At 52.6% G+C, this 20,970-nt stretch carries 18 protein-coding genes and 3 pseudogenes; 18 read left to right on the top strand and 3 right to left on the bottom strand.

The window, feature by feature from the left end; all coding sequences use genetic code 11:
- Window positions 1-18: 18 nt before the first annotated feature.
- Window positions 19-2,025, bottom strand: a complete 2,007-nt coding sequence (gene mnmC, locus BFF42_RS16855) for a bifunctional tRNA (5-methylaminomethyl-2-thiouridine)(34)-methyltransferase MnmC2/FAD-dependent 5-carboxymethylaminomethyl-2-thiouridine(34) oxidoreductase MnmC1 (protein ID WP_000683794.1) — start codon at window positions 2,023-2,025, stop codon at window positions 19-21.
- A gap of 158 nt (window positions 2,026-2,183) precedes the next feature.
- Here mnmC and fabB point away from each other — a divergent pair, with 158 nt between their 5' ends.
- A complete protein-coding gene (gene fabB / locus BFF42_RS16850; RefSeq protein ID WP_000817191.1) occupies window positions 2,184-3,404 on the top strand; it encodes a beta-ketoacyl-ACP synthase I in 1,221 nt (406 codons plus the stop codon).
- 291 nt (window positions 3,405-3,695) lie between these two features.
- Entirely contained in the window at window positions 3,696-4,874 is a 1,179-nt protein-coding gene (locus BFF42_RS16845) for an MFS transporter (RefSeq protein ID WP_000127760.1), read from the top strand.
- Here BFF42_RS16845 and flk read toward each other — a convergent pair.
- Window positions 4,871-5,865, bottom strand: a pseudogene (gene flk / locus BFF42_RS16840) (flagella biosynthesis regulator Flk). The gene BFF42_RS16845 and the pseudogene flk sit on opposite strands and share 4 nt — an antisense overlap.
- 98 nt (window positions 5,866-5,963) lie before the next feature.
- Between flk and pdxB the strand changes: the two are divergent.
- The 16 genes and pseudogenes from pdxB to BFF42_RS16760 form a co-directional block, all read left to right on the top strand.
- A complete protein-coding gene (pdxB, locus tag BFF42_RS16835) occupies window positions 5,964-7,100 on the top strand; it encodes a 4-phosphoerythronate dehydrogenase PdxB (RefSeq protein WP_000699121.1) in 1,137 nt (378 codons plus the stop codon).
- A 65-nt stretch (window positions 7,101-7,165) separates the two neighbouring features.
- Window positions 7,166-8,179, top strand: coding sequence for an aspartate-semialdehyde dehydrogenase (locus tag BFF42_RS16830; RefSeq protein ID WP_001289165.1), 1,014 nt, complete (start codon window positions 7,166-7,168; stop codon window positions 8,177-8,179).
- Window positions 8,179-8,991, top strand: coding sequence for a tRNA pseudouridine(38-40) synthase TruA (truA, locus tag BFF42_RS16825; protein ID WP_001283581.1), 813 nt, complete (start codon window positions 8,179-8,181; stop codon window positions 8,989-8,991). The genes BFF42_RS16830 and truA overlap by 1 nt, the downstream gene beginning before the upstream one ends.
- A gap of 82 nt (window positions 8,992-9,073) precedes the next feature.
- The gene (locus BFF42_RS16820) at window positions 9,074-9,733 is read left to right on the top strand and encodes a DedA family protein (RefSeq protein WP_000364326.1); all 660 of its coding nucleotides are present in this window, start codon (window positions 9,074-9,076) and stop codon (window positions 9,731-9,733) included.
- A gap of 155 nt (window positions 9,734-9,888) precedes the next feature.
- On the top strand, window positions 9,889-10,803 hold the full coding sequence (gene accD, locus BFF42_RS16815; protein ID WP_000118396.1) for an acetyl-CoA carboxylase, carboxyltransferase subunit beta: 915 nt from the start codon (window positions 9,889-9,891) through the stop codon (window positions 10,801-10,803).
- Window positions 10,804-10,872: 69 nt separating this feature from the next.
- Window positions 10,873-12,141, top strand: coding sequence for a bifunctional tetrahydrofolate synthase/dihydrofolate synthase (gene folC / locus BFF42_RS16810; protein WP_000584571.1), 1,269 nt, complete (start codon window positions 10,873-10,875; stop codon window positions 12,139-12,141).
- A complete protein-coding gene (gene dedD, locus BFF42_RS16805; protein ID WP_000146992.1) occupies window positions 12,131-12,793 on the top strand; it encodes a cell division protein DedD in 663 nt (220 codons plus the stop codon). Before folC ends, dedD begins: the two co-directional genes overlap by 11 nt.
- A gap of 258 nt (window positions 12,794-13,051) precedes the next feature.
- Window positions 13,052-13,540, top strand: coding sequence for a colicin V production protein (gene cvpA / locus BFF42_RS16800; protein ID WP_000262111.1), 489 nt, complete (start codon window positions 13,052-13,054; stop codon window positions 13,538-13,540).
- A 36-nt stretch (window positions 13,541-13,576) separates the two neighbouring features.
- Window positions 13,577-15,094 carry an amidophosphoribosyltransferase gene (gene purF / locus BFF42_RS16795; RefSeq protein WP_000334220.1) on the top strand — a complete coding sequence of 506 codons (1,518 nt, stop codon included), beginning with the start codon at window positions 13,577-13,579 and terminating at the stop codon, window positions 15,092-15,094.
- A 94-nt stretch (window positions 15,095-15,188) separates the two neighbouring features.
- Window positions 15,189-15,758, top strand: a complete 570-nt coding sequence (ubiX, locus tag BFF42_RS16790; RefSeq protein ID WP_000825704.1) for a flavin prenyltransferase UbiX — start codon at window positions 15,189-15,191, stop codon at window positions 15,756-15,758.
- A gap of 265 nt (window positions 15,759-16,023) precedes the next feature.
- Entirely contained in the window at window positions 16,024-16,806 is a 783-nt protein-coding gene (gene argT / locus BFF42_RS16785) for a lysine/arginine/ornithine ABC transporter substrate-binding protein ArgT (RefSeq protein ID WP_000748261.1), read from the top strand.
- A 220-nt stretch (window positions 16,807-17,026) separates the two neighbouring features.
- Window positions 17,027-17,809 carry a histidine ABC transporter substrate-binding protein HisJ gene (hisJ, locus tag BFF42_RS16780; RefSeq protein ID WP_000737621.1) on the top strand — a complete coding sequence of 261 codons (783 nt, stop codon included), beginning with the start codon at window positions 17,027-17,029 and terminating at the stop codon, window positions 17,807-17,809.
- An 89-nt stretch (window positions 17,810-17,898) separates the two neighbouring features.
- Entirely contained in the window at window positions 17,899-18,585 is a 687-nt protein-coding gene (gene hisQ, locus BFF42_RS16775) for a histidine ABC transporter permease HisQ (RefSeq protein ID WP_000965507.1), read from the top strand.
- A complete protein-coding gene (locus BFF42_RS16770) occupies window positions 18,582-19,298 on the top strand; it encodes an ABC transporter permease (RefSeq protein WP_000569958.1) in 717 nt (238 codons plus the stop codon). The genes hisQ and BFF42_RS16770 overlap by 4 nt, the downstream gene beginning before the upstream one ends.
- A gap of 7 nt (window positions 19,299-19,305) precedes the next feature.
- Window positions 19,306-20,079, top strand: coding sequence for a histidine ABC transporter ATP-binding protein HisP (gene hisP, locus BFF42_RS16765; protein ID WP_001293612.1), 774 nt, complete (start codon window positions 19,306-19,308; stop codon window positions 20,077-20,079).
- A gap of 196 nt (window positions 20,080-20,275) precedes the next feature.
- Window positions 20,276-20,638: pseudogene (locus BFF42_RS16760) on the top strand (Rpn family recombination-promoting nuclease/putative transposase); the annotation flags it as partial.
- Here BFF42_RS16760 and BFF42_RS16755 read toward each other — a convergent pair.
- Window positions 20,621-20,970 (bottom strand): annotated as a pseudogene (locus BFF42_RS16755) (IS1-like element IS1X2 family transposase); the annotation flags it as partial. The pseudogenes BFF42_RS16760 and BFF42_RS16755 sit on opposite strands and share 18 nt — an antisense overlap.

Here is a 20,970-nt window from a genome sequence, read left to right as displayed (position 1 = left end):
AAACACTGCGAGAGCAGATTACCCCGCCTTAACCGCTTTACCCTTCAACAATTTCCGCACCCATAACCGATTCGGGTTTAACGCCGCCAGCGTACTGGCATCCATCGGAATCGGTTCGTCGCTCATCTGCGCCGCCAGAATCTCGGCACACAGCGGGGCAGAACACAAACCGCGAGAACCTAAAGCCGCAAACATAAAGAGATCGTCAAAAACCGGCGCGCTTACCGCCTCATCTTTCTGCTCCGCCAACGACGCATATTCCACGAGTGTTGCCTCATAATCGGGAACATTGCCTACCATTGGCAGATGATCGCGGGTGGCACAACGCACACCGCAGCGCGCCTCTTTATCACTGACATCAACCTCTTTTGCCCACTGTGCCTGCGGGAAACAATCAATCAACCGCTGGCGATTCTGCTGCTGATCGTCCTCACTGTACGCCGTATCTTCGCTGCCGCGATGATAACTGGCACCAATACAATGATGTTGATTCGCCGGATTTTGTGGCGTGAGATAACCGTCATAGCACAGCACCTGCTTCAGCTCTGCCAATTCCGGCGTTGTCGGAATATGGCTGACCTGCCCGGCAACCGAATACACCGGGAGAGTCGACGTTTGGCTGAATCGGCTGATTTGATGCCCGTTCGCCAGTACCACTACGCTGTGTGTTGCTTGCTGATCTCCTGCAAAATTCAACAACCAACAGTCATCCTTACGGGATAAATTCTGTAACTGATATTGATAATAAATCTGCAAACCCTGCTGTTGCGCCAGTTCCAGCACATTACGGGTCAGTTCTGCTGGGCACAGCCAACCACCTTGCGGATAAGTAATGCCGCTGCAATTTGTCGCAACGCCCGTAATTTGTTCAACCGCATTTGCCTCAACGGCTACAGCCAGTTCTGCGGGTAAATCCATTGACAACATCTGTGTGATTTTATGCTGGCTTTTCTCATCCCAGCCTAACTGCGTGACGCCGCACCAGTCATGATCAAATTTAACGGGTAATTGGTCGTAAAACCGACGAGCAAAAGTAAACGCATTAGAGAAAAAGCGGTTTAGCGCCTCATCGTGTTTGCTTAATAACGGATACAGCGCCCCCTGGCGATTGCCGGAAGCACCCAGTGCGGGGGCCTCATCCGCGCAATAAAGCGTTACCTGCCAGCCGCGCCGTAATAGCGCCAGCGACAACAACGCGCAGGCAATACCACCGCCGATAATCGCCGCTTCCCGTTTGCTGCTGCCCGTGCGGTTAAACCACGGCGCGGAGCAGGGGAGCGGTAATGTCTGTTCCATCACCCCGCAAAGCATTTCCCGTTTGCGCCCAAAGCCCTTACGTTTTTGCATCGTGAATCCGGCGTCCTGCAAACCGCGGCGGACAAAACCGGCAGACGTAAATGTCGCCAGCGTGCCGCCCGGACGCGCCAACCTTGCCATGGCGTTAAACAGATTTTGCGTCCACATATCCGGGTTTTTCGCTGGCGCAAAGCCGTCCAGAAACCAGGCATCTACTTTTTGATTTAGCGAATCGTCCAGTTGGCTGGTCAGTTCGTTAATATCGCCAAACCATAAATCCAGCGTCACGCGGCCTTCATCGAGCAATAAACGATGGCAACCGGGCAAGGGCATTGGCCACTGCGCCTGAAGTTGTTCTGCCCACGGAGCCAGTTCCGGCCAGTGTTGATGCGCTAAGGCTAAATCCGCACGGGTGAGGGGAAATTTCTCAAAACTAATGAAATGTAAGCGTTGTAATTGCGCTTGCGGATGCGCTTCGCGAAACTGATCAAATGCCTGCCATAGCGTCAGGAAGTTTAATCCGGTGCCGAAGCCGCTCTCTGCTACCACAAACAGAGGATGTGGATGCTCAGGAAAGCGTACCTCTAATTGGTTGCCTCCCAGAAAAACATAACGCGTCTCTTCCAGCCCGTTATCGTTGGAAAAATAGACATCGTCAAAATCTCGGGAAACAGGTGTACCCTCAGCATTAAATTCGAGGTTGGCAGGTTGTATGGAGTAGTGTTTCACGTAAGTTACTCGTCTTACAGGCGGTGGCTCGATCTTAGCGATGTGTGTAAGGCTGCGCAAATTTCTCTATTAAATGGCTGATCGGACTTGTTCGGCGTACAAGTGTACGCTATTGTGCATTCGAAACTTACTCTATGTGCGACTTACAGAGGTATTGAATGAAACGTGCAGTGATTACTGGCCTGGGCATTGTTTCCAGCATCGGTAATAACCAGCAGGAAGTCCTGGCATCTCTGCGTGAAGGACGTTCAGGGATCACTTTCTCTCAGGAGCTGAAGGATTCCGGCATGCGTAGCCACGTCTGGGGCAACGTAAAACTGGATACCACTGGCCTCATTGACCGCAAAGTTGTGCGCTTTATGAGCGACGCATCCATTTATGCATTCCTTTCTATGGAGCAGGCAATCGCAGATACGGGCCTTTCTCCGGAAGCTTACCAGAATAACCCACGCGTTGGCCTGATTGCAGGTTCTGGCGGCGGTTCCCCGCGTTTCCAGGTATTCGGCGCTGACGCAATGCGCGGCCCGCGCGGCCTGAAAGCGGTTGGCCCGTATGTGGTCACCAAAGCGATGGCATCCGGCGTTTCTGCCTGCCTCGCCACGCCGTTTAAAATTCATGGCGTTAACTACTCCATCAGCTCCGCGTGTGCGACTTCCGCACACTGTATCGGTAACGCAGTAGAGCAGATCCAACTGGGCAAACAGGACATCGTGTTTGCTGGCGGCGGCGAAGAGCTGTGCTGGGAAATGGCCTGCGAATTCGACGCGATGGGTGCGCTGTCTACTAAATACAACGACACCCCGGAAAAAGCCTCCCGTACTTACGACGCTCACCGTGACGGTTTCGTTATCGCTGGCGGCGGCGGTATGGTAGTGGTTGAAGAGCTGGAACACGCGCTGGCGCGTGGTGCTCACATCTATGCTGAAATCGTTGGCTACGGCGCAACCTCTGATGGTGCAGACATGGTTGCTCCGTCTGGCGAAGGCGCAGTACGCTGCATGAAGATGGCGATGCACGGCGTTGATACCCCAATCGATTACCTGAACTCTCATGGTACTTCGACTCCGGTTGGCGACGTGAAAGAACTGGCAGCTATCCGTGAAGTGTTCGGCGATAAGAGCCCGGCGATTTCTGCAACCAAAGCCATGACCGGTCACTCTCTGGGCGCTGCTGGCGTACAGGAAGCTATCTACTCTCTGCTGATGCTGGAACACGGCTTTATCGCCCCGAGCATCAACATTGAAGAGCTGGACGAGCAGGCGGCAGGTCTGAACATCGTGACCGAAACGACCGATCGCGAACTGACCACCGTTATGTCTAACAGCTTCGGCTTCGGCGGCACCAACGCCACGCTGGTAATGCGCAAGCTGAAAGATTAATTCGCAGTAGGTCGGAGTAGTCGGAGTAGTCGGAGTAGGTCGGATAAGACGCGCCAGCGTCGCATCCGACGTTACGCGCCAATGCGGCCTCCGGCACTAACGCAAAAGGGAACCTGATTGGTTCCTTTTCACATCATTGACAATCGCCGCCAGTTCCAGGCAAACTTCCCGCTTTGTCGATTTCCTTCTGAAAAGACGTACGCGTTAAATCCTGCCAACGCACTGTAACCCTGAAACCAGAGAGATGAGACGGGGATACTCCTCGCCTTGCGCTGCATTCTGGAGTAATGCATGACTGCTGTAAGCCAAACCGAAACACGATCTTCTGCCAATTTTTCGCTCTTCCGCATCGCTTTTGCGGTTTTTCTCACCTACATGACCGTAGGGCTGCCGTTGCCGGTTATCCCGCTGTTTGTTCATCATGATCTGGGCTATGGCAATACCATGGTCGGGATTGCCGTCGGGATTCAGTTTCTGGCTACGGTGCTGACGCGTGGCTATGCCGGGCGACTGGCCGATCAATATGGTGCAAAACGTTCGGCGCTTCAGGGGATGTTAGCTTGTGGTCTGGCTGGCGGCGCGTTGCTGCTGGCGGCGATTTTGCCTGTCTCCGCACCGTTGAAATTTGCCCTGTTGGTCGTCGGGCGTTTGATTCTTGGCTTTGGTGAAAGCCAGTTACTGACAGGCGCTCTGACCTGGGGATTAGGCATCGTAGGGGCAAAACACTCTGGCAAAGTGATGTCATGGAACGGAATGGCGATTTACGGTGCCCTCGCTGTTGGTGCGCCGCTTGGCCTGTTGATTCATAGCCATTACGGTTTTGCCGCACTGGCGATCACCACAATGGTATTACCCTTACTGGCGTGGGCCTGTAACGGCACAGTGCGCAAAGTACCGGCCCTGGCGGGAGAACGTCCATCGCTGTGGAGCGTTGTCGGGCTTATCTGGAAACCAGGGTTAGGGCTGGCACTACAAGGCGTTGGTTTTGCGGTTATCGGGACTTTCGTTTCGCTCTACTTTGCCAGCAAAGGATGGGCGATGGCGGGCTTTACTCTTACCGCGTTTGGCGGCGCATTTGTCGTGATGCGCGTCATGTTTGGCTGGATGCCGGACCGTTTTGGCGGCGTGAAAGTGGCGATTGTCTCTCTGCTTGTAGAAACGGTGGGCTTGTTGCTGCTCTGGCAAGCCCCAGGTGCATGGGTCGCATTAGCGGGCGCGGCGTTAACCGGAGCCGGATGTTCGCTTATCTTTCCTGCGCTGGGCGTGGAGGTGGTTAAACGCGTCCCCTCACAAGTTCGCGGCACCGCACTGGGCGGTTACGCCGCGTTTCAGGATATCGCCCTCGGCGTCTCCGGGCCGCTGGCGGGAATGCTGGCGACCACGTTTGGTTACTCTTCGGTATTTCTTGCCGGGGCGATCTCTGCGGTGCTGGGTATTATTGTCACGATACTGTCATTTCGTCGGGGTTAACGAACCAGCCAGACCAGCATCAGGATAATCGCGACTAACAGTATCCACAGCACGGGACGCGTTGCCATATTTGCAACGTGTCCATCATCGGTGGAAAAGGATTAAGCAGCGGTTGCATATCACGCGGATCAATCCCTTTAACCCGCCGTTGATAAAGCTGATTAAGAATATCCTCGGCCTGGGCAGAAGAAAGCGATGATTGCGCAGAAAGGCCATATTTTTGCTGGATATATGCCGATAACGCCGCCAGTTCACTGGCATCTAAAGGTTGTTTTAGCGCCATCTGTAGTGATTCCAGCGTCGGCGTATTTTGCTGGCTTAGCGTCTGACGCGCCTGTAGCCAGGTCACCAGATGGTTAAACAGTTTCGCTGGAATTAACTCGCCATCTTTCACCCCGGAAAGTTCCAGCATCGATTGCCAGATCTGTTTGCTGGGTTCCCCCGTTGCCGCCGTAAGTTTGGTCACCAGCTGTTTTAGCGCATTGTGCTCCGCCGGTAATAAAGGACGGTCGGTCGCCTCGCGCTGCTGCGGTTGCGGAATAACCATCTTCCCTTCCTGCAATAGGGTGAGAATGGTTTTTAATTGCTCCGGTGAGAGCTGATTCAGCGGCGTCTGACCAAAGTTATGACGGATATAATCCGTGACCGCCTGACGATTATTCCCCAGACGTAAATACTCCCCTAATTGCGCTAAAAGCTGGCGGGCAGAATGGCTTTTTTGCGCGGCCAGCAGACGTTGCGCCAGATTATGCTCAGCGGCAGGGAAGTGACGCGAAAGCAGCGGTGAATCTCCCGACAGACCAATATCGTGCCTGATACCCGCCCACAGTTCTGCTCTTTGCTGTTGCGTCAGTGAGGTCACTTTCGTCATTAAGCTTTCCAGCGAAGTACGTTGCTGACTGGATAAAGGCTGATTGCCCGCGCCAGACGGCAGGTTATCTCCCTGACCTGGTGGTTGCCCAGGAGGAGGGCCGGAAATAGGTTGTATCATTACGTATCCTTATACCTGAAATCTTCGCAAGTATGCCTGGCCGCGAGATTATGGCACACTTGTCCGGTTAACTCTCGTCTCATACAGGTAACACAAACGTGAAAATCCTTGTTGATGAAAATATGCCTTATGCCCGCGACTTATTTAGCCGTTTGGGTGAGGTGACCGCGGTTCCCGGGCGTCCAATCCCCGTCGCTCAACTGGCAGACGCGGATGCGCTGATGGTGCGTTCGGTCACGAAAGTGAATGAATCTTTGCTGGCAGGAAAACCCATTAAATTTGTTGGCACTGCCACTGCTGGGACCGACCATGTCGATGAAGCATGGTTGAAGCAGGCGGGAATTGGTTTTTCCGCTGCACCTGGCTGTAATGCGATTGCGGTGGTGGAATATGTTTTCTCCTCACTACTGATGCTTGCCGAACGCGATGGATTTTCACTGCACGACCGTACGGTGGGGATCGTGGGCGTTGGTAACGTTGGACGTCGATTGCAGGCGCGACTGGAAGCGTTAGGGATTAAAACATTGCTTTGCGATCCGCCTCGCGCTGACCGTGGGGATGAGGGTGATTTCCGCTCGCTGGATGAATTAGTTCAGCATGCGGATATTCTGACTTTCCATACGCCACTCTTCAAAGATGGGCCGTACAAAACGCTGCATCTGGCGGATGAAAAACTGATCCGTAGCCTGAAGCCGGGAGCGATTCTGATTAACGCTTGCCGTGGCGCAGTCGTCGATAATACTGCGTTGCTGACCTGCCTGAATGAAGGCCAGAAGTTAAGCGTAGTGCTGGATGTCTGGGAAGGCGAACCGGAACTTAACGTGGAGTTGCTGACAAAAGTGGATATCGGCACGCCGCATATCGCAGGTTATACCCTGGAAGGTAAAGCACGCGGTACTACGCAAGTGTTTGAAGCCTATAGCAAGTTTATTGGGCATGAACAGCACGTTGCGCTGGATACATTACTGCCCGCGCCAGAGTTTGGTCGCATTACGCTGCATGGCCCGCTCGATCAACCGACGCTGAAAAGGCTGGTGCATTTGGTGTATGATGTGCGCCGCGATGACGCACCGCTGCGTAAAGTCGCCGGGATACCGGGTGAGTTCGATAAACTGCGCAAAAACTATCTTGAGCGCCGTGAATGGTCATCTCTGTATGTAATTTGTGATGACGCCAGTGCGGCATCATTGCTGTGTAAACTGGGTTTTAACGCCGTTCATCATCCGGCACGTTAATCTCTTCTTCATGCTCTCTGCTGTAACATTGGCAGGGAGCTTTGCTATTTCTGGAGTAAACCACCATGTCTGAAGGCTGGAACATTGCCGTCCTGGGCGCAACTGGCGCTGTGGGCGAAGCCCTGCTTGAAACGCTGGCTGAACGTCAGTTCCCGGTTGGGGAAATTTATGCACTGGCACGTAACGAAAGCGCAGGCGAACAACTGCGCTTTGGTGGTAAAACAATCACCGTGCAGGATGCCGCTGAATTCGACTGGACGCAGGCGCAGCTGGCATTTTTTGTCGCAGGCAAAGAAGCTACCGCTGCCTGGGTTGAAGAAGCGACCAACTCAGGTTGCCTGGTGATCGACAGCAGCGGACTGTTTGCTCTCGAACCCGACGTACCGCTGGTGGTGCCGGAAGTAAACCCGTTTGTACTGACCGATTACCGCAACCGGAATGTCATCGCCGTACCAGACAGTCTGACCAGCCAGCTGCTGGCGGCACTGAAACCGTTAATCGATCAGGGCGGTTTGTCGCGTATCAGTGTTACCAGCCTGATTTCAGCCTCCGCCCAGGGCAAAAAAGCGGTCGATGCGTTAGCGGGGCAGAGTGCGAAATTGCTCAACGGCATTCCGATTGACGAAGAAGATTTCTTCGGTCGTCAACTGGCGTTCAATATGCTGCCGTTGTTGCCGGATAGCGAAGGTAGCGTGCGTGAAGAACGTCGTATCGTTGACGAAGTACGCAAAATCCTGCAGGACGAAGGGCTGATGATTTCGGCAAGCGTCGTCCAGGCACCGGTATTCTACGGTCATGCCCAGATGGTCAACTTTGAAGCACTGCGTCCGCTGGCGGCAGAAGAAGCGCGTGATGCGTTTGCTCAGGGCGAAGATATTGTGCTCTCTGAAGAGAACGAATTCCCGACTCAGGTAGGGGATGCTTCGGGTACGCCGCATCTTTCTGTTGGCTGCGTGCGTAATGACTACGGTATGCCGGAGCAAGTCCAGTTCTGGTCGGTGGCCGATAACGTTCGCTTTGGCGGCGCGCTGATGGCAGTAAAAATCGCCGAGAAACTGGTGCAGGAGTATCTGTACTAATGTCCGACCAGCAACAACTGCCAGTTTATAAAATTGCGCTGGGCATTGAGTACGACGGCAGTAAGTATTACGGCTGGCAACGGCAGAATGAAGTCCGCAGTGTGCAGGAGAAGCTGGAAAAGGCGCTCTCCCAGGTGGCGAACGAACCCATCACCGTCTTCTGCGCCGGGCGTACTGACGCAGGGGTACACGGTACCGGGCAGGTGGTGCATTTCGAAACAACCGCGCAGCGCAAAGACGCGGCGTGGACCTTGGGCGTAAATGCGAATTTACCTGGTGACATCGCCGTGCGTTGGGTTAAAGCTGTACCTGATGATTTTCATGCCCGATTTAGCGCCACGGCTCGCCGTTATCGCTACATCATCTACAATCATCGGCTGCGCCCGGCGGTACTGAGTAAAGGGGTAACCCATTTTTACGAACCGCTGGACGCTGAACGGATGCATCGGGCTGCGCAATGCTTGCTGGGCGAGAATGATTTCACCTCGTTCCGTGCGGTGCAGTGCCAGTCCCGAACCCCGTGGCGCAACGTTATGCATATTAATGTCACGCGTCACGGTCCTTATGTGGTGGTAGATATCAAAGCGAATGCCTTTGTACATCATATGGTCAGGAATATTGTCGGCAGCCTGATGGAAGTCGGTGCCCACAACCAGCCGGAGAGCTGGATAGCAGAGTTGCTGGCGGCAAAGGACAGAACGCTGGCGGCAGCAACGGCAAAAGCGGAAGGGCTGTATCTGGTCGCGGTGGATTACCCTGACCGGTATGATCTTCCAAAACCGCCAATGGGCCCGCTATTTCTGGCGGACTAACGAGAATAATGCTCGGAACATTTCAGGCTGTAGCCAACGTAGTTACAGCCTGAAAGATGACGAGTACAAGGCATAGGCAAATATGGACCTGATTTATTTCCTCATCGATTTTATCCTGCACATTGACGTGCATCTGGCAGAGCTGGTCGCGGAGTACGGCGTCTGGGTTTATGCCATTCTGTTTTTGATTCTGTTCTGCGAAACGGGGCTGGTGGTAACGCCATTCCTGCCTGGTGATTCGCTGCTGTTTGTTGCTGGTGCATTGGCGTCGCTGGAAACTAACGATCTCAATGTCCATATGATGGTGGTGCTTATGTTGATTGCCGCTATTGTCGGTGATGCAGTGAACTATACCATTGGACGGTTATTTGGTGACAAACTGTTCAGTAACCCGGATTCGAAAATCTTTCGTTGCAGTTATCTTGATAAGACTCATCAGTTTTACGAGAGACATGGCGGCAAAACGATTATTCTCGCCCGTTTTGTACCGATCGTCAGAACGTTCGCGCCGTTTGTTGCGGGAATGGGCCACATGTCGTACCGTCATTTCGCCGCTTATAACGTGATCGGCGCACTGTTGTGGGTACTGATTTTTACCTACGCGGGTTATTTCTTCGGCACGCTCCCCTTCATTCAGAGCAACCTTAAGCTGATGATTGTTGGCATTATTTTTGTTTCAATATTGCCTGGGGTTTTCGAATTTATTCGTCACAAACGCGCTGCGGCACGCGCCGCAAAATAAAAAGTAACTCCGCGGTTCGACCACTTTTTTATCCAAAGTTTCGGGCTGTTATGTTTTAATGTGCAACATTCATGGTCTGTTGGGGGCAAAAATGGCATTATGCGTCCCCAAAGATAAAACTGGCATCGAACCAGGTTCAGACAGAAAGGTCCCTAATGAGCTGGATTGAACGAATTAAAAGCAACATTACTCCCACCCGCAAGGCGAGCATTCCTGAAGGGGTGTGGACTAAGTGTGATAGCTGCGGTCAGGTTTTATACCGCGCTGAGCTGGAACGTAATCTTGAGGTCTGTCCGAAGTGTGACCATCACATGCGTATGACAGCGCGTAATCGCCTGCATAGCCTGTTAGATGAAGGAAGCCTTGTGGAGCTGGGTAGCGAGCTTGAGCCGAAAGATGTGCTGAAGTTTCGTGACTCCAAGAAGTATAAAGACCGTCTGGCTTCTGCGCAGAAAGAAACCGGCGAAAAAGATGCGCTGGTGGTGATGAAAGGCACTCTGTATGGAATGCCGGTTGTCGCTGCGGCATTCGAGTTCGCCTTTATGGGCGGTTCAATGGGGTCTGTTGTGGGTGCACGTTTCGTGCGTGCCGTTGAGCAGGCGCTGGAAGATAACTGCCCGCTGATCTGCTTCTCCGCCTCTGGTGGCGCACGTATGCAGGAAGCACTGATGTCGCTGATGCAGATGGCGAAAACCTCTGCGGCACTGGCAAAAATGCAGGAGCGCGGCTTGCCGTACATCTCCGTGCTGACCGACCCGACGATGGGCGGTGTTTCTGCAAGTTTCGCCATGCTGGGCGATCTCAACATCGCTGAACCGAAAGCGTTAATTGGCTTTGCCGGTCCGCGTGTTATCGAACAGACCGTTCGCGAAAAACTGCCGCTAGGATTCCAGCGCAGTGAATTCCTGATCGAGAAAGGCGCGATCGACATGATCGTCCGTCGTCCGGAAATGCGCCTGAAACTGGCGAGCATTCTGGCGAAGTTGATGAATCTGCCAGCGCCGAATCCTGAAGCGCCGCGTGAAGGCGTAGTGGTACCCCCGGTACCGGATCAGGAACCTGAGGCCTGATAACTGATAAGGGCAGGGCCACTGGCTCTGCCCTTTTGCTATTCTCACCGTAACGAATCAGCGGATACCATGATTATCAAACGCACTCCTCAAGCCGCGTCGCCTCTGGCTTCGTGGCTTTCTTATCTGGAAAACCTGCACAGTAAAACTATCGATCTCGGCCTTGAGCGCGTGAGCCAGGTCGCGGCTCGTCTTGGCGTTCTGAAACCAGCGCCATTTGTGTTTACCGTTGCGGGTACGAATGGCAAAGGCACCACCTGCCGTACGCTGGAGTCGATTCTGATGGCGGCAGGGTACAAAGTGGGCGTCTACAGTTCGCCGCATCTGGTGCGTTATACCGAGCGCGTACGTGTGCAGGGTCAGGAATTGCCGGAATCGGCCCACACCGCCTCTTTTGCGGAGATTGAATCGGCACGCGGTGATATTTCCCTGACCTATTTCGAGTACGGTACGCTGTCGGCGTTGTGGCTGTTCAAACAGGCACAACTTGACGTGGTGATTCTGGAAGTAGGGCTGGGCGGTCGTCTGGACGCAACCAATATTGTCGATGCCGATGTCGCGGTAGTAACCAGTATTGCGCTGGATCATACCGACTGGCTGGGGCCAGATCGCGAAAGTATTGGTCGCGAGAAAGCAGGCATCTTTCGCAGCGCAAAACCGGCAATTGTCGGTGAGCCGGAAATGCCTTCTACCATTGCTGATGTGGCGCAGGAAAAAGGTGCACTGTTACAACGTCGGGGCGTTGAGTGGAACTATTCCGTCACCGATCATGACTGGGCGTTTAGCGATGCTCACGGCACGCTGGAAAATCTGCCGTTGCCGCTTGTCCCGCAACCGAATGCCGCAACAGCGCTGGCGGCACTGCGTGCCAGCGGGCTGGAAGTCAGTGAAAATGCCATTCGCGACGGGATTGCCAGCGCAATTTTGCCGGGACGTTTCCAGATTGTGAGCGAGTCGCCACGCGTTATTTTTGATGTCGCGCATAATCCACATGCGGCGGAATATCTCACCGGGCGTATGAAAGCGCTACCGAAAAACGGGCGCGTGCTGGCGGTTATCGGTATGCTACATGATAAAGATATTGCCGGAACTCTGGCCTGGTTGAAAAGCGTGGTTGATGACTGGTATTGTGCGCCACTGGAAGGGCCGCGCGGTGCCACGGCAGAACAACTGCTTGAGCATTTGGGTAACGGCAAATCATTTGATAGCGTTGCGCAGGCATGGGATGCCGCAATGGCGGACGCTAAAGCGGAAGACACCGTGCTGGTGTGTGGTTCTTTCCACACGGTCGCACATGTCATGGAAGTGATTGACGCGAGGAGAAGCGGTGGCAAGTAAGTTTCAGAATCGGTTAGTGGGCACGATCGTGCTGGTGGCGCTGGGGGTGATTGTACTTCCAGGGCTGCTGGACGGGCAGAAAAAACATTATCAGGATGAGTTTGCGGCTATCCCGCTGGTTCCAAAAGCGGGCGATCGCGATGAGCCTGATATGATGCCAGCCGCCACCCAGGCGTTGCCGACGCAGCCGCCGGAAGGCGCAGCGGAAGAGGTGCGGGCAGGTGATGCCGCAGCACCGTCGCTCGATCCGGCCACTATTGCAGCCAATAACACCGAGTTTGAACCGGAACCTGCACCGGTCGCCCCACCGAAGCCGAAACCGGTGGAGCCGCCTAAACCGAAGGTTGAAGCACCACCTGCGCCGAAGCCAGAACCGAAGCCGGTCGTGGAAGAAAAAGCAGCGCCAACGGGTAAAGCCTATGTTGTGCAACTGGGTGCGCTGAAAAATGCCGATAAAGTGAATGAGATTGTCGGTAAGCTGCGCGGTGCCGGTTATCGGGTTTATACGTCGCCATCCACGCCAGTGCAGGGTAAAATTACCCGTATTCTGGTTGGGCCGGATGCCTCGAAAGATAAGCTGAAAGGTTCGCTGGGTGAGTTGAAGCAACTTTCTGGCTTAAGTGGCGTGGTAATGGGCTATACGCCGAATTAATACAGTCTTGCCTGATGCGACGCTGGCGCGTCTTATCAGGCCTGGGCAGTGTTAGAACCGTAGGTCGGATAAGGCGTTTACGCCGCATCCGACACGCATTGCACGATGCCGCAAAGGCATAAAAAGTCGATGGCGTTGAATATTTTTTCAGCGCCATTTTTATTGATGCGTGGGAAGGAAATCCCTACGCAAACGTTTTCTTTTTCTGTTAGAATGCGCCCCGAACAGGATGACAGGGCGTAAAATCGTGGGACACATATGGTCTGGATTGATTACGCCATAATCGCGGTGATTGCTTTTTCCTCTCTGGTTAGCCTGATCCGCGGCTTTGTTCGTGAAGCGTTATCGCTGGTGACATGGGGTTGTGCTTTCTTTGTTGCCAGTCATTACTACACTTACCTGTCAGTCTGGTTTACGGGCTTTGAAGACGAACTGGTTCGAAATGGAATTGCCATCGCGGTACTGTTTATCGCTACCCTGATCGTTGGTGCTATCGTGAACTTCGTGATAGGCCAGTTGGTGGAGAAAACGGGGTTGTCAGGCACCGATCGGGTGCTGGGCGTCTGTTTCGGTGCGTTGCGCGGTGTGTTGATTGTTGCCGCCATTCTCTTCTTTCTCGACTCCTTTACCGGGGTGTCGAAAAGCGAAGACTGGAGCAAATCACAGCTGATCCCGCAGTTCAGTTTTATCATCAGATGTTTTTTTGATTATCTGCAAAGCTCGTCAAGTTTCTTGCCCAGAGCGTAAGTGCTCTGAGATGTGGCTTAACGAGGAAAAAGACGTATGTGCGGTATTGTCGGTATCGCCGGTGTTATGCCGGTTAACCAGTCGATTTATGATGCCTTAACGGTGCTTCAGCATCGCGGTCAGGATGCCGCCGGCATCATCACCATAGATGCCAATAACTGCTTCCGTTTGCGTAAAGCGAACGGGCTGGTGAGCGATGTATTTGAAGCTCGCCATATGCAGCGTTTGCAGGGCAATATGGGCATTGGTCATGTGCGTTACCCTACGGCTGGCAGCTCCAGCGCCTCTGAAGCGCAGCCGTTTTACGTTAACTCCCCGTATGGTATTACGCTTGCCCACAACGGCAATCTGACCAACGCTCACGAGTTGCGTAAAAAACTGTTTGAAGAAAAACGCCGCCACATCAACACCACTTCCGACTCGGAAATTCTGCTTAATATCTTCGCTAGCGAGCTGGACAACTTCCGCCACTACCCGCTGGAAGCCGACAATATTTTCGCTGCCATTGCTGCCACAAACCGCTTAATCCGCGGCGCATATGCCTGTGTGGCGATGATTATCGGCCACGGTATGGTTGCTTTCCGCGATCCAAACGGGATTCGTCCGCTGGTACTGGGAAAACGTGATATTGACGAGAACCGTACAGAATATATGGTCGCTTCCGAAAGCGTAGCGCTCGATACGCTGGGCTTTGATTTCCTGCGTGACGTCGCGCCGGGCGAAGCGATTTACATCACTGAAGAAGGGCAGTTGTTTACCCGTCAATGTGCTGACAATCCGGTCAGCAATCCGTGCCTGTTTGAGTATGTATACTTTGCCCGCCCGGACTCGTTTATCGACAAAATTTCCGTTTACAGCGCGCGTGTGAATATGGGCACGAAACTGGGTGAGAAAATTGCCCGCGAATGGGAAGATCTGGATATCGACGTGGTGATCCCGATCCCGGAAACCTCGTGTGATATCGCGCTGGAAATTGCTCGTATTCTGGGCAAGCCGTACCGCCAGGGCTTCGTTAAAAACCGCTATGTTGGCCGCACCTTCATCATGCCGGGCCAGCAGCTGCGTCGTAAGTCCGTGCGCCGTAAACTGAACGCCAACCGCGCCGAGTTCCGCGATAAAAACGTCCTGCTGGTCGACGACTCCATCGTCCGTGGCACCACTTCTGAGCAGATTATCGAGATGGCACGCGAAGCCGGAGCGAAGAAAGTGTACCTCGCTTCTGCGGCACCGGAAATTCGCTTCCCGAACGTTTATGGTATTGATATGCCGAGCGCCACGGAACTGATCGCTCACGGTCGCGAAGTTGATGAAATTCGCCAGATCATCGGTGCTGACGGGTTGATTTTCCAGGATCTGAACGATCTGATCGACGCCGTTCGCGCTGAAAATCCGGATATCCAGCAGTTTGAATGCTCGGTGTTCAACGGCGTCTACGTCACCAAAGATGTTGATCAGGGCTACCTCGATTTCCTCGATACGTTACGTAATGATGACGCCAAAGCAGTGCAACGTCAGAACGAAGTGGAAAATCTCGAAATGCATAACGAAGGATGATGCCTTCGCTGAGGGTGCCGGTCTGGCACCCTGACTTGCAACTCCCGCCGAAATACTGCAAAGTCTGCCTGCAAGTCTGACAGGGCAACTATTTATGAAACGACTCATTGTAGGCATCAGCGGTGCCAGCGGCGCGATTTATGGCGTGCGCTTATTACAGGTTCTGCGCGATGTCACAGATATCGAAACGCATCTGGTGATGAGCCAGGCGGCGCGCCAGACCTTATCCCTCGAAACGGATTTTTCCCTGCGCGAAGTGCAGGCATTAGCTGATGTCACGCACGATGCGCGCGATATTTCCGCCAGCATCTCTTCCGGTTCTTTCCAGACGCTGGGGATGGTGATTTTACCCTGTTCAATCAAAACCCTTTCCGGCATTGTCCATAGCTATACTGATGGCTTACTGACCCGTGCGGCAGATGTGGTGCTGAAAGAGCGTCGCCCGTTGGTGCTCTGCGTGCGTGAAACACCATTGCACTTAGGCCATCTGCGTTTAATGACTCAGGCGGCAGAAATCGGTGCGGTGATTATGCCTCCTGTTCCGGCGTTTTATCATCGCCCGCAATCCCTTGATGATGTGATAAATCAGACGGTTAATCGTGTTCTTGACCAGTTTGCAATAACCCTTCCTGAAGATCTCTTTGCCCGCTGGCAGGGCGCATAACTCCGCTGTTGCCCTGTTTCAGGGCAATTTTGCAACCGCGATCAAATCCTCGACATTTTGTTTCTGCCATTCAATCGAAACGCTGCGATTCAACCGCTATACCTGCTATCTTCAACTTCAGGACAATAATGCAACGTCTTATTAACATATTTAACGTTGAATGTTACTGTTGTCGTCAAGATGGCATAAGACCTGCATGAAAGAGCCTGCAAACACACAACACAATACACAACATAAAAAAGCCATTTTCACTTGAGGGTTATGTATGAAGAAGTCGATTCTCGCTCTGTCTTTGTTAGTCGGTCTCTCCGCAGCGGCTTCCAGCTATGCGGCGCTACCGGAGACGGTACGTATCGGAACCGATACCACCTATGCGCCGTTCTCGTCGAAAGATGCTAAAGGTGATTTTGTTGGCTTTGATATCGATCTCGGTAACGAGATGTGCAAACGGATGCAGGTGAAATGTACCTGGGTTGCCAGTGACTTTGACGCGCTGATCCCCTCACTGAAAGCGAAAAAAATCGACGCCATTATTTCGTCGCTTTCCATTACCGATAAACGTCAGCAGGAGATTGCTTTCTCCGACAAGCTGTACGCCGCAGATTCTCGTTTGATTGCTGCCAAAGGTTCACCGATTCAGCCAACGCTGGATTCACTGAAAGGTAAACATGTTGGTGTGCTGCAGGGATCAACCCAGGAAGCTTACGCTAACGAGACCTGGCGTAGCAAAGGCGTGGATGTGGTGGCCTATGCCAACCAGGATTTGGTCTATTCCGATCTGGCTGCAGGACGTCTGGATGCTGCGTTACAAGATGAAGTTGCTGCCAGCGAAGGATTCCTCAAGCAACCTGCTGGTAAAGATTTCGCCTTTGCTGGCTCATCAGTAAAAGACAAAAAATACTTCGGTGATGGCACCGGTGTAGGGCTACGTAAAGATGATGCTGAACTGACGGCTGCCTTCAATAAGGCGCTTGGCGAGCTGCGTCAGGACGGCACCTACGACAAGATGGCGAAAAAGTATTTCGACTTTAATGTCTACGGTGACTGATACGTCGCTGGGAAGCTGTACCTGATGGAATGATCATCATGGTGCACGCTAGGTTTGTTGCACTATCGTGGTGCATTGAAATGCATACTTAAGCATTTTTAATGAAAAATAATACGTCTAACGGGGCGGGATATTTTGCCTTGATGGTCAATTTTATGGCACGATAAGTGTAACAAACCTGTAAATATTCCCTATAAAAAGACTGTCAGTTGAGGACATTATGAAAAAACTGGTGCTATCGCTCTCTCTGGTTCTGGCCTTCTCCAGCGCAACTGCGGCATTTGCTGCGATTCCGCAAAACATCCGCATCGGTACCGACCCGACCTATGCGCCATTTGAATCAAAAAATTCACAAGGCGAACTGGTTGGCTTCGATATCGATCTGGCAAAGGAATTATGCAAACGCATCAATACGCAATGTACGTTTGTCGAAAATCCGCTGGATGCGTTAATCCCGTCCTTAAAAGCGAAGAAGATTGACGCCATCATGTCATCGCTTTCCATTACGGAAAAACGTCAGCAAGAAATAGCCTTCACCGACAAACTGTACGCTGCCGATTCTCGTTTGGTGGTGGCGAAAAATTCTGACATTCAGCCGACAGTCGAGTCGCTGAAAGGCAAACGGGTAGGCGTATTGCAGGGCACCACCCAGGAGACGTTCGGTAATGAACATTGGGCACCAAAAGGCATTGAAATCGTCTCGTATCAGGGGCAGGACAACATTTATTCTGACCTGACTGCCGGACGTATTGATGCCGCGTTCCAGGATGAGGTCGCTGCCAGCGAAGGTTTCCTCAAACAACCTGTCGGTAAAGATTACAAATTCGGTGGCCCGTCTGTTAAAGATGAAAAACTGTTTGGCGTAGGGACCGGCATGGGCCTGCGTAAAGAAGATAACGAACTGCGCGAAGCACTGAACAAAGCCTTTGCCGAAATGCGCGCTGACGGTACTTACGAGAAATTAGCGAAAAAGTACTTCGATTTTGATGTTTATGGTGGCTAATCGCCATCGGTGAAAGAAAGCCCGCTCCCTTCGGGTAACCGGAGGGAGACAAGAGGCGGTAATTCACCACACACGACAGGACAGGCAGCATGTTGTATGGGTTTTCAGGTGTTATTTTACAGGGTGCGCTCGTCACGCTGGAGCTGGCTATCAGCTCTGTAGTGCTCGCTGTAATCATCGGTTTAATTGGCGCTGGCGGTAAGCTCTCGCAAAATCGGCTTTCGGAGCTGATTTTCGAAGGGTACACCACGCTGATTCGTGGCGTGCCGGACTTAGTGTTGATGCTGCTGATTTTCTTCGGTTTGCAGATTGCGCTAAACACGGTGACGGAGGCGATGGGCGTCGGGCAGATTGATATCGATCCGATGGTCGCTGGTATTATCACTCTCGGTTTTATCTACGGTGCTTATTTTACCGAAACGTTCCGTGGTGCTTTTATGGCAGTGCCGAAAGGACATATAGAGGCGGCGACGGCGTTCGGTTTTACTCGTGGGCAAGTGTTTCGGCGGATCATGTTTCCGGCGATGATGCGTTACGCCCTGCCAGGCATTGGCAACAACTGGCAGGTGATCCTCAAATCTACCGCACTGGTTTCGTTACTCGGCCTGGAAGATGTGGTCAAAGCCACCCAACTGGCAGGCAAAAGTACCTGGGAACCGTTCTATTTCGCCATCGTCTGTGGCGTGATTTACCTGGTTTTCACCACTGTTTCCAATGGTGTGCTGCTGTTCCTTGAGCGCCGCTACTCCGTGGGTGTGAAGAGGGCTGACCTGTGATCGAAATCTTACATGAATACTGGAAACCGCTGCTGTGGACCGACGGTTATCGCTTTACTGGTGTGGCGATCACTCTGTGGCTGCTTATTTTGTCGGTAGTGATAGGCGGAGTCCTGGCGCTGTTTCTGGCGATTGGTCGTGTCTCCAGTAATAAATACATCCAGTTTCCAATCTGGTTATTTACCTATATTTTTCGCGGTACGCCGCTGTATGTTCAGTTGCTGGTGTTCTATTCCGGCATGTACACGCTTGAGATTGTTAAGGGAACCGAATTCCTTAACGCTTTCTTCCGCAGTGGCCTGAACTGTACCGTGCTGGCGCTGACGCTTAACACCTGCGCTTACACTACCGAGATTTTTGCTGGGGCAATCCGTTCGGTTCCGCATGGGGAAATTGAAGCCGCCAGAGCCTATGGCTTCTCGACTTTTAAAATGTATCGTTGCATTATTTTGCCTTCTGCGCTGCGTATTGCGTTACCGGCATACAGCAACGAAGTGATCCTGATGCTGCACTCTACTGCGCTGGCGTTTACGGCCACTGTGCCGGATCTGCTGAAAATAGCCCGCGATATTAACGCCGCCACGTATCAACCTTTTACCGCCTTCGGCATTGCCGCGGTGCTCTATTTAATCATCTCTTATGTCCTGATCAGCCTCTTTCGCAGAGCGGAAAAACGCTGGTTGCAGCATGTGAAACCTTCTTCAACGCACTGAGAATACGATGTCCGAGAATAAATTAAACGTTATCGATTTGCACAAACGCTACGGCGAACATGAAGTGCTGAAAGGGGTCTCACTGCAAGCGAATGCCGGAGATGTAATAAGCATCATCGGATCGTCGGGATCGGGGAAAAGTACCTTTCTGCGCTGCATTAACTTCCTCGAAAAACCGAGTGAAGGGTCGATCGTGGTCAATGGCCAGACGATCAATCTGGTGCGCGACAAAGACGGTCAACTCAAAGTCGCCGATAAAAATCAACTGCGCTTACTGCGCACACGCCTGACGATGGTATTCCAGCACTTCAATCTCTGGAGCCATATGACGGTGCTGGAAAACGTCATGGAAGCGCCGATTCAGGTGTTGGGCCTGAGCAAGCAGGAAGCGCGCGAGCGGGCGGTCAAGTATCTGGCAAAAGTCGGGATAGACGAACGTGCGCAGGGGAAATATCCGGTGCATCTTTCCGGCGGTCAGCAACAGCGTGTTTCTATCGCGCGGGCGCTGGCGATGGAACCGGAAGTTTTACTGTTTGATGAACCTACCTCGGCGCTCGATCCTGAACTGGTAGGCGAAGTGTTGCGTATTATGCAGCAACTGGCAGAAGAGGGGAAAACCATGGTGGTAGTGACTCACGAAATGGGCTTTGCTCGCCATGTTTCTACTCATGTCATTTTCCTCCATCAGGGGAAAATAGAAGAAGAGGGCGCGCCGGAGCAGTTATTTGGCAACCCGCAAAGCCCTCGTCTGCAACAGTTCCTTAAGGGATCGCTGAAATAATTTCCTCTCCGGTGGCTAACGCTGCCGGAGTATTTTCATGGGGAATTTGCGAGTCAGCTTCCGCTGAAATGTAAAAGTTGCAGTCCGCTAAAAATACTTCTGAATTCGCTGTCCAAAGATAAAAACTGCCTGCTGCATTGGGTGTTAATCGTGGTTATTGTCGCGTCATCTTAAATTTGAGGGGTGACGGAACGCCATGACAATATCGACAACTTCCACGCCGCATGATGCGGTATTTAAATCTTTTTTACGCCATCCAGACACCGCGCGGGATTTTATTGATATTCATCTTCCCGCGCCGCTGCGCAAACTGTGTGATTTAACGACGCTTAAACTGGAACCAAACAGTTTTATTGATGAAGACCTGCGGCAATATTATTCCGACCTCTTGTGGTCTGTGAAAACGCAGGAGGGAGTGGGTTATATTTATGTAGTGATAGAGCACCAAAGTAAGCCGGAAGAATTAATGGCTTTTCGCATGATGCGTTATTCCATTGCGGCAATGCAAAACCATCTTGATGCGGGCGGTAATGACTCCAACTTACTGATAGTGTTTTATGTTCAGATAATGCCCGATGACCTTGTCATGCAGCTCCACCGATTTTGAGAACGACAGTGACTTCCGTCCCAGCCTTGCCAGATGTTGTCTCAGATTCAGATTATGTCGCTCAATGCGCTGAGTGTAACGCTTGCTGATAACGTGCAGCTTTCCCTTCAGGCGTGATTCATACAGCGGCCAGCCATCCGTCATCCATACCACGACCTCAAAGGCCGACAGCAGGCTCAGAAGACGCTCCAGTGTGGCCAGAGTGCGTTCACCGAAGACGTGCGCCACAACCGTCCTCCGTATCCTGTCATACGCGTAAAACAGCCAGCGCTGACGTGATTTAG

Source organism: Shigella sp. FC1661, assembly GCF_001712525.1.
In the GTDB taxonomy this organism is placed as follows: Bacteria; Pseudomonadota; Gammaproteobacteria; order Enterobacterales; family Enterobacteriaceae; genus Escherichia; species Escherichia coli.
The sequence above is the reverse complement of the archived record's forward strand: the minus strand, read 5'-3'. Positions and strand labels throughout refer to the sequence as shown.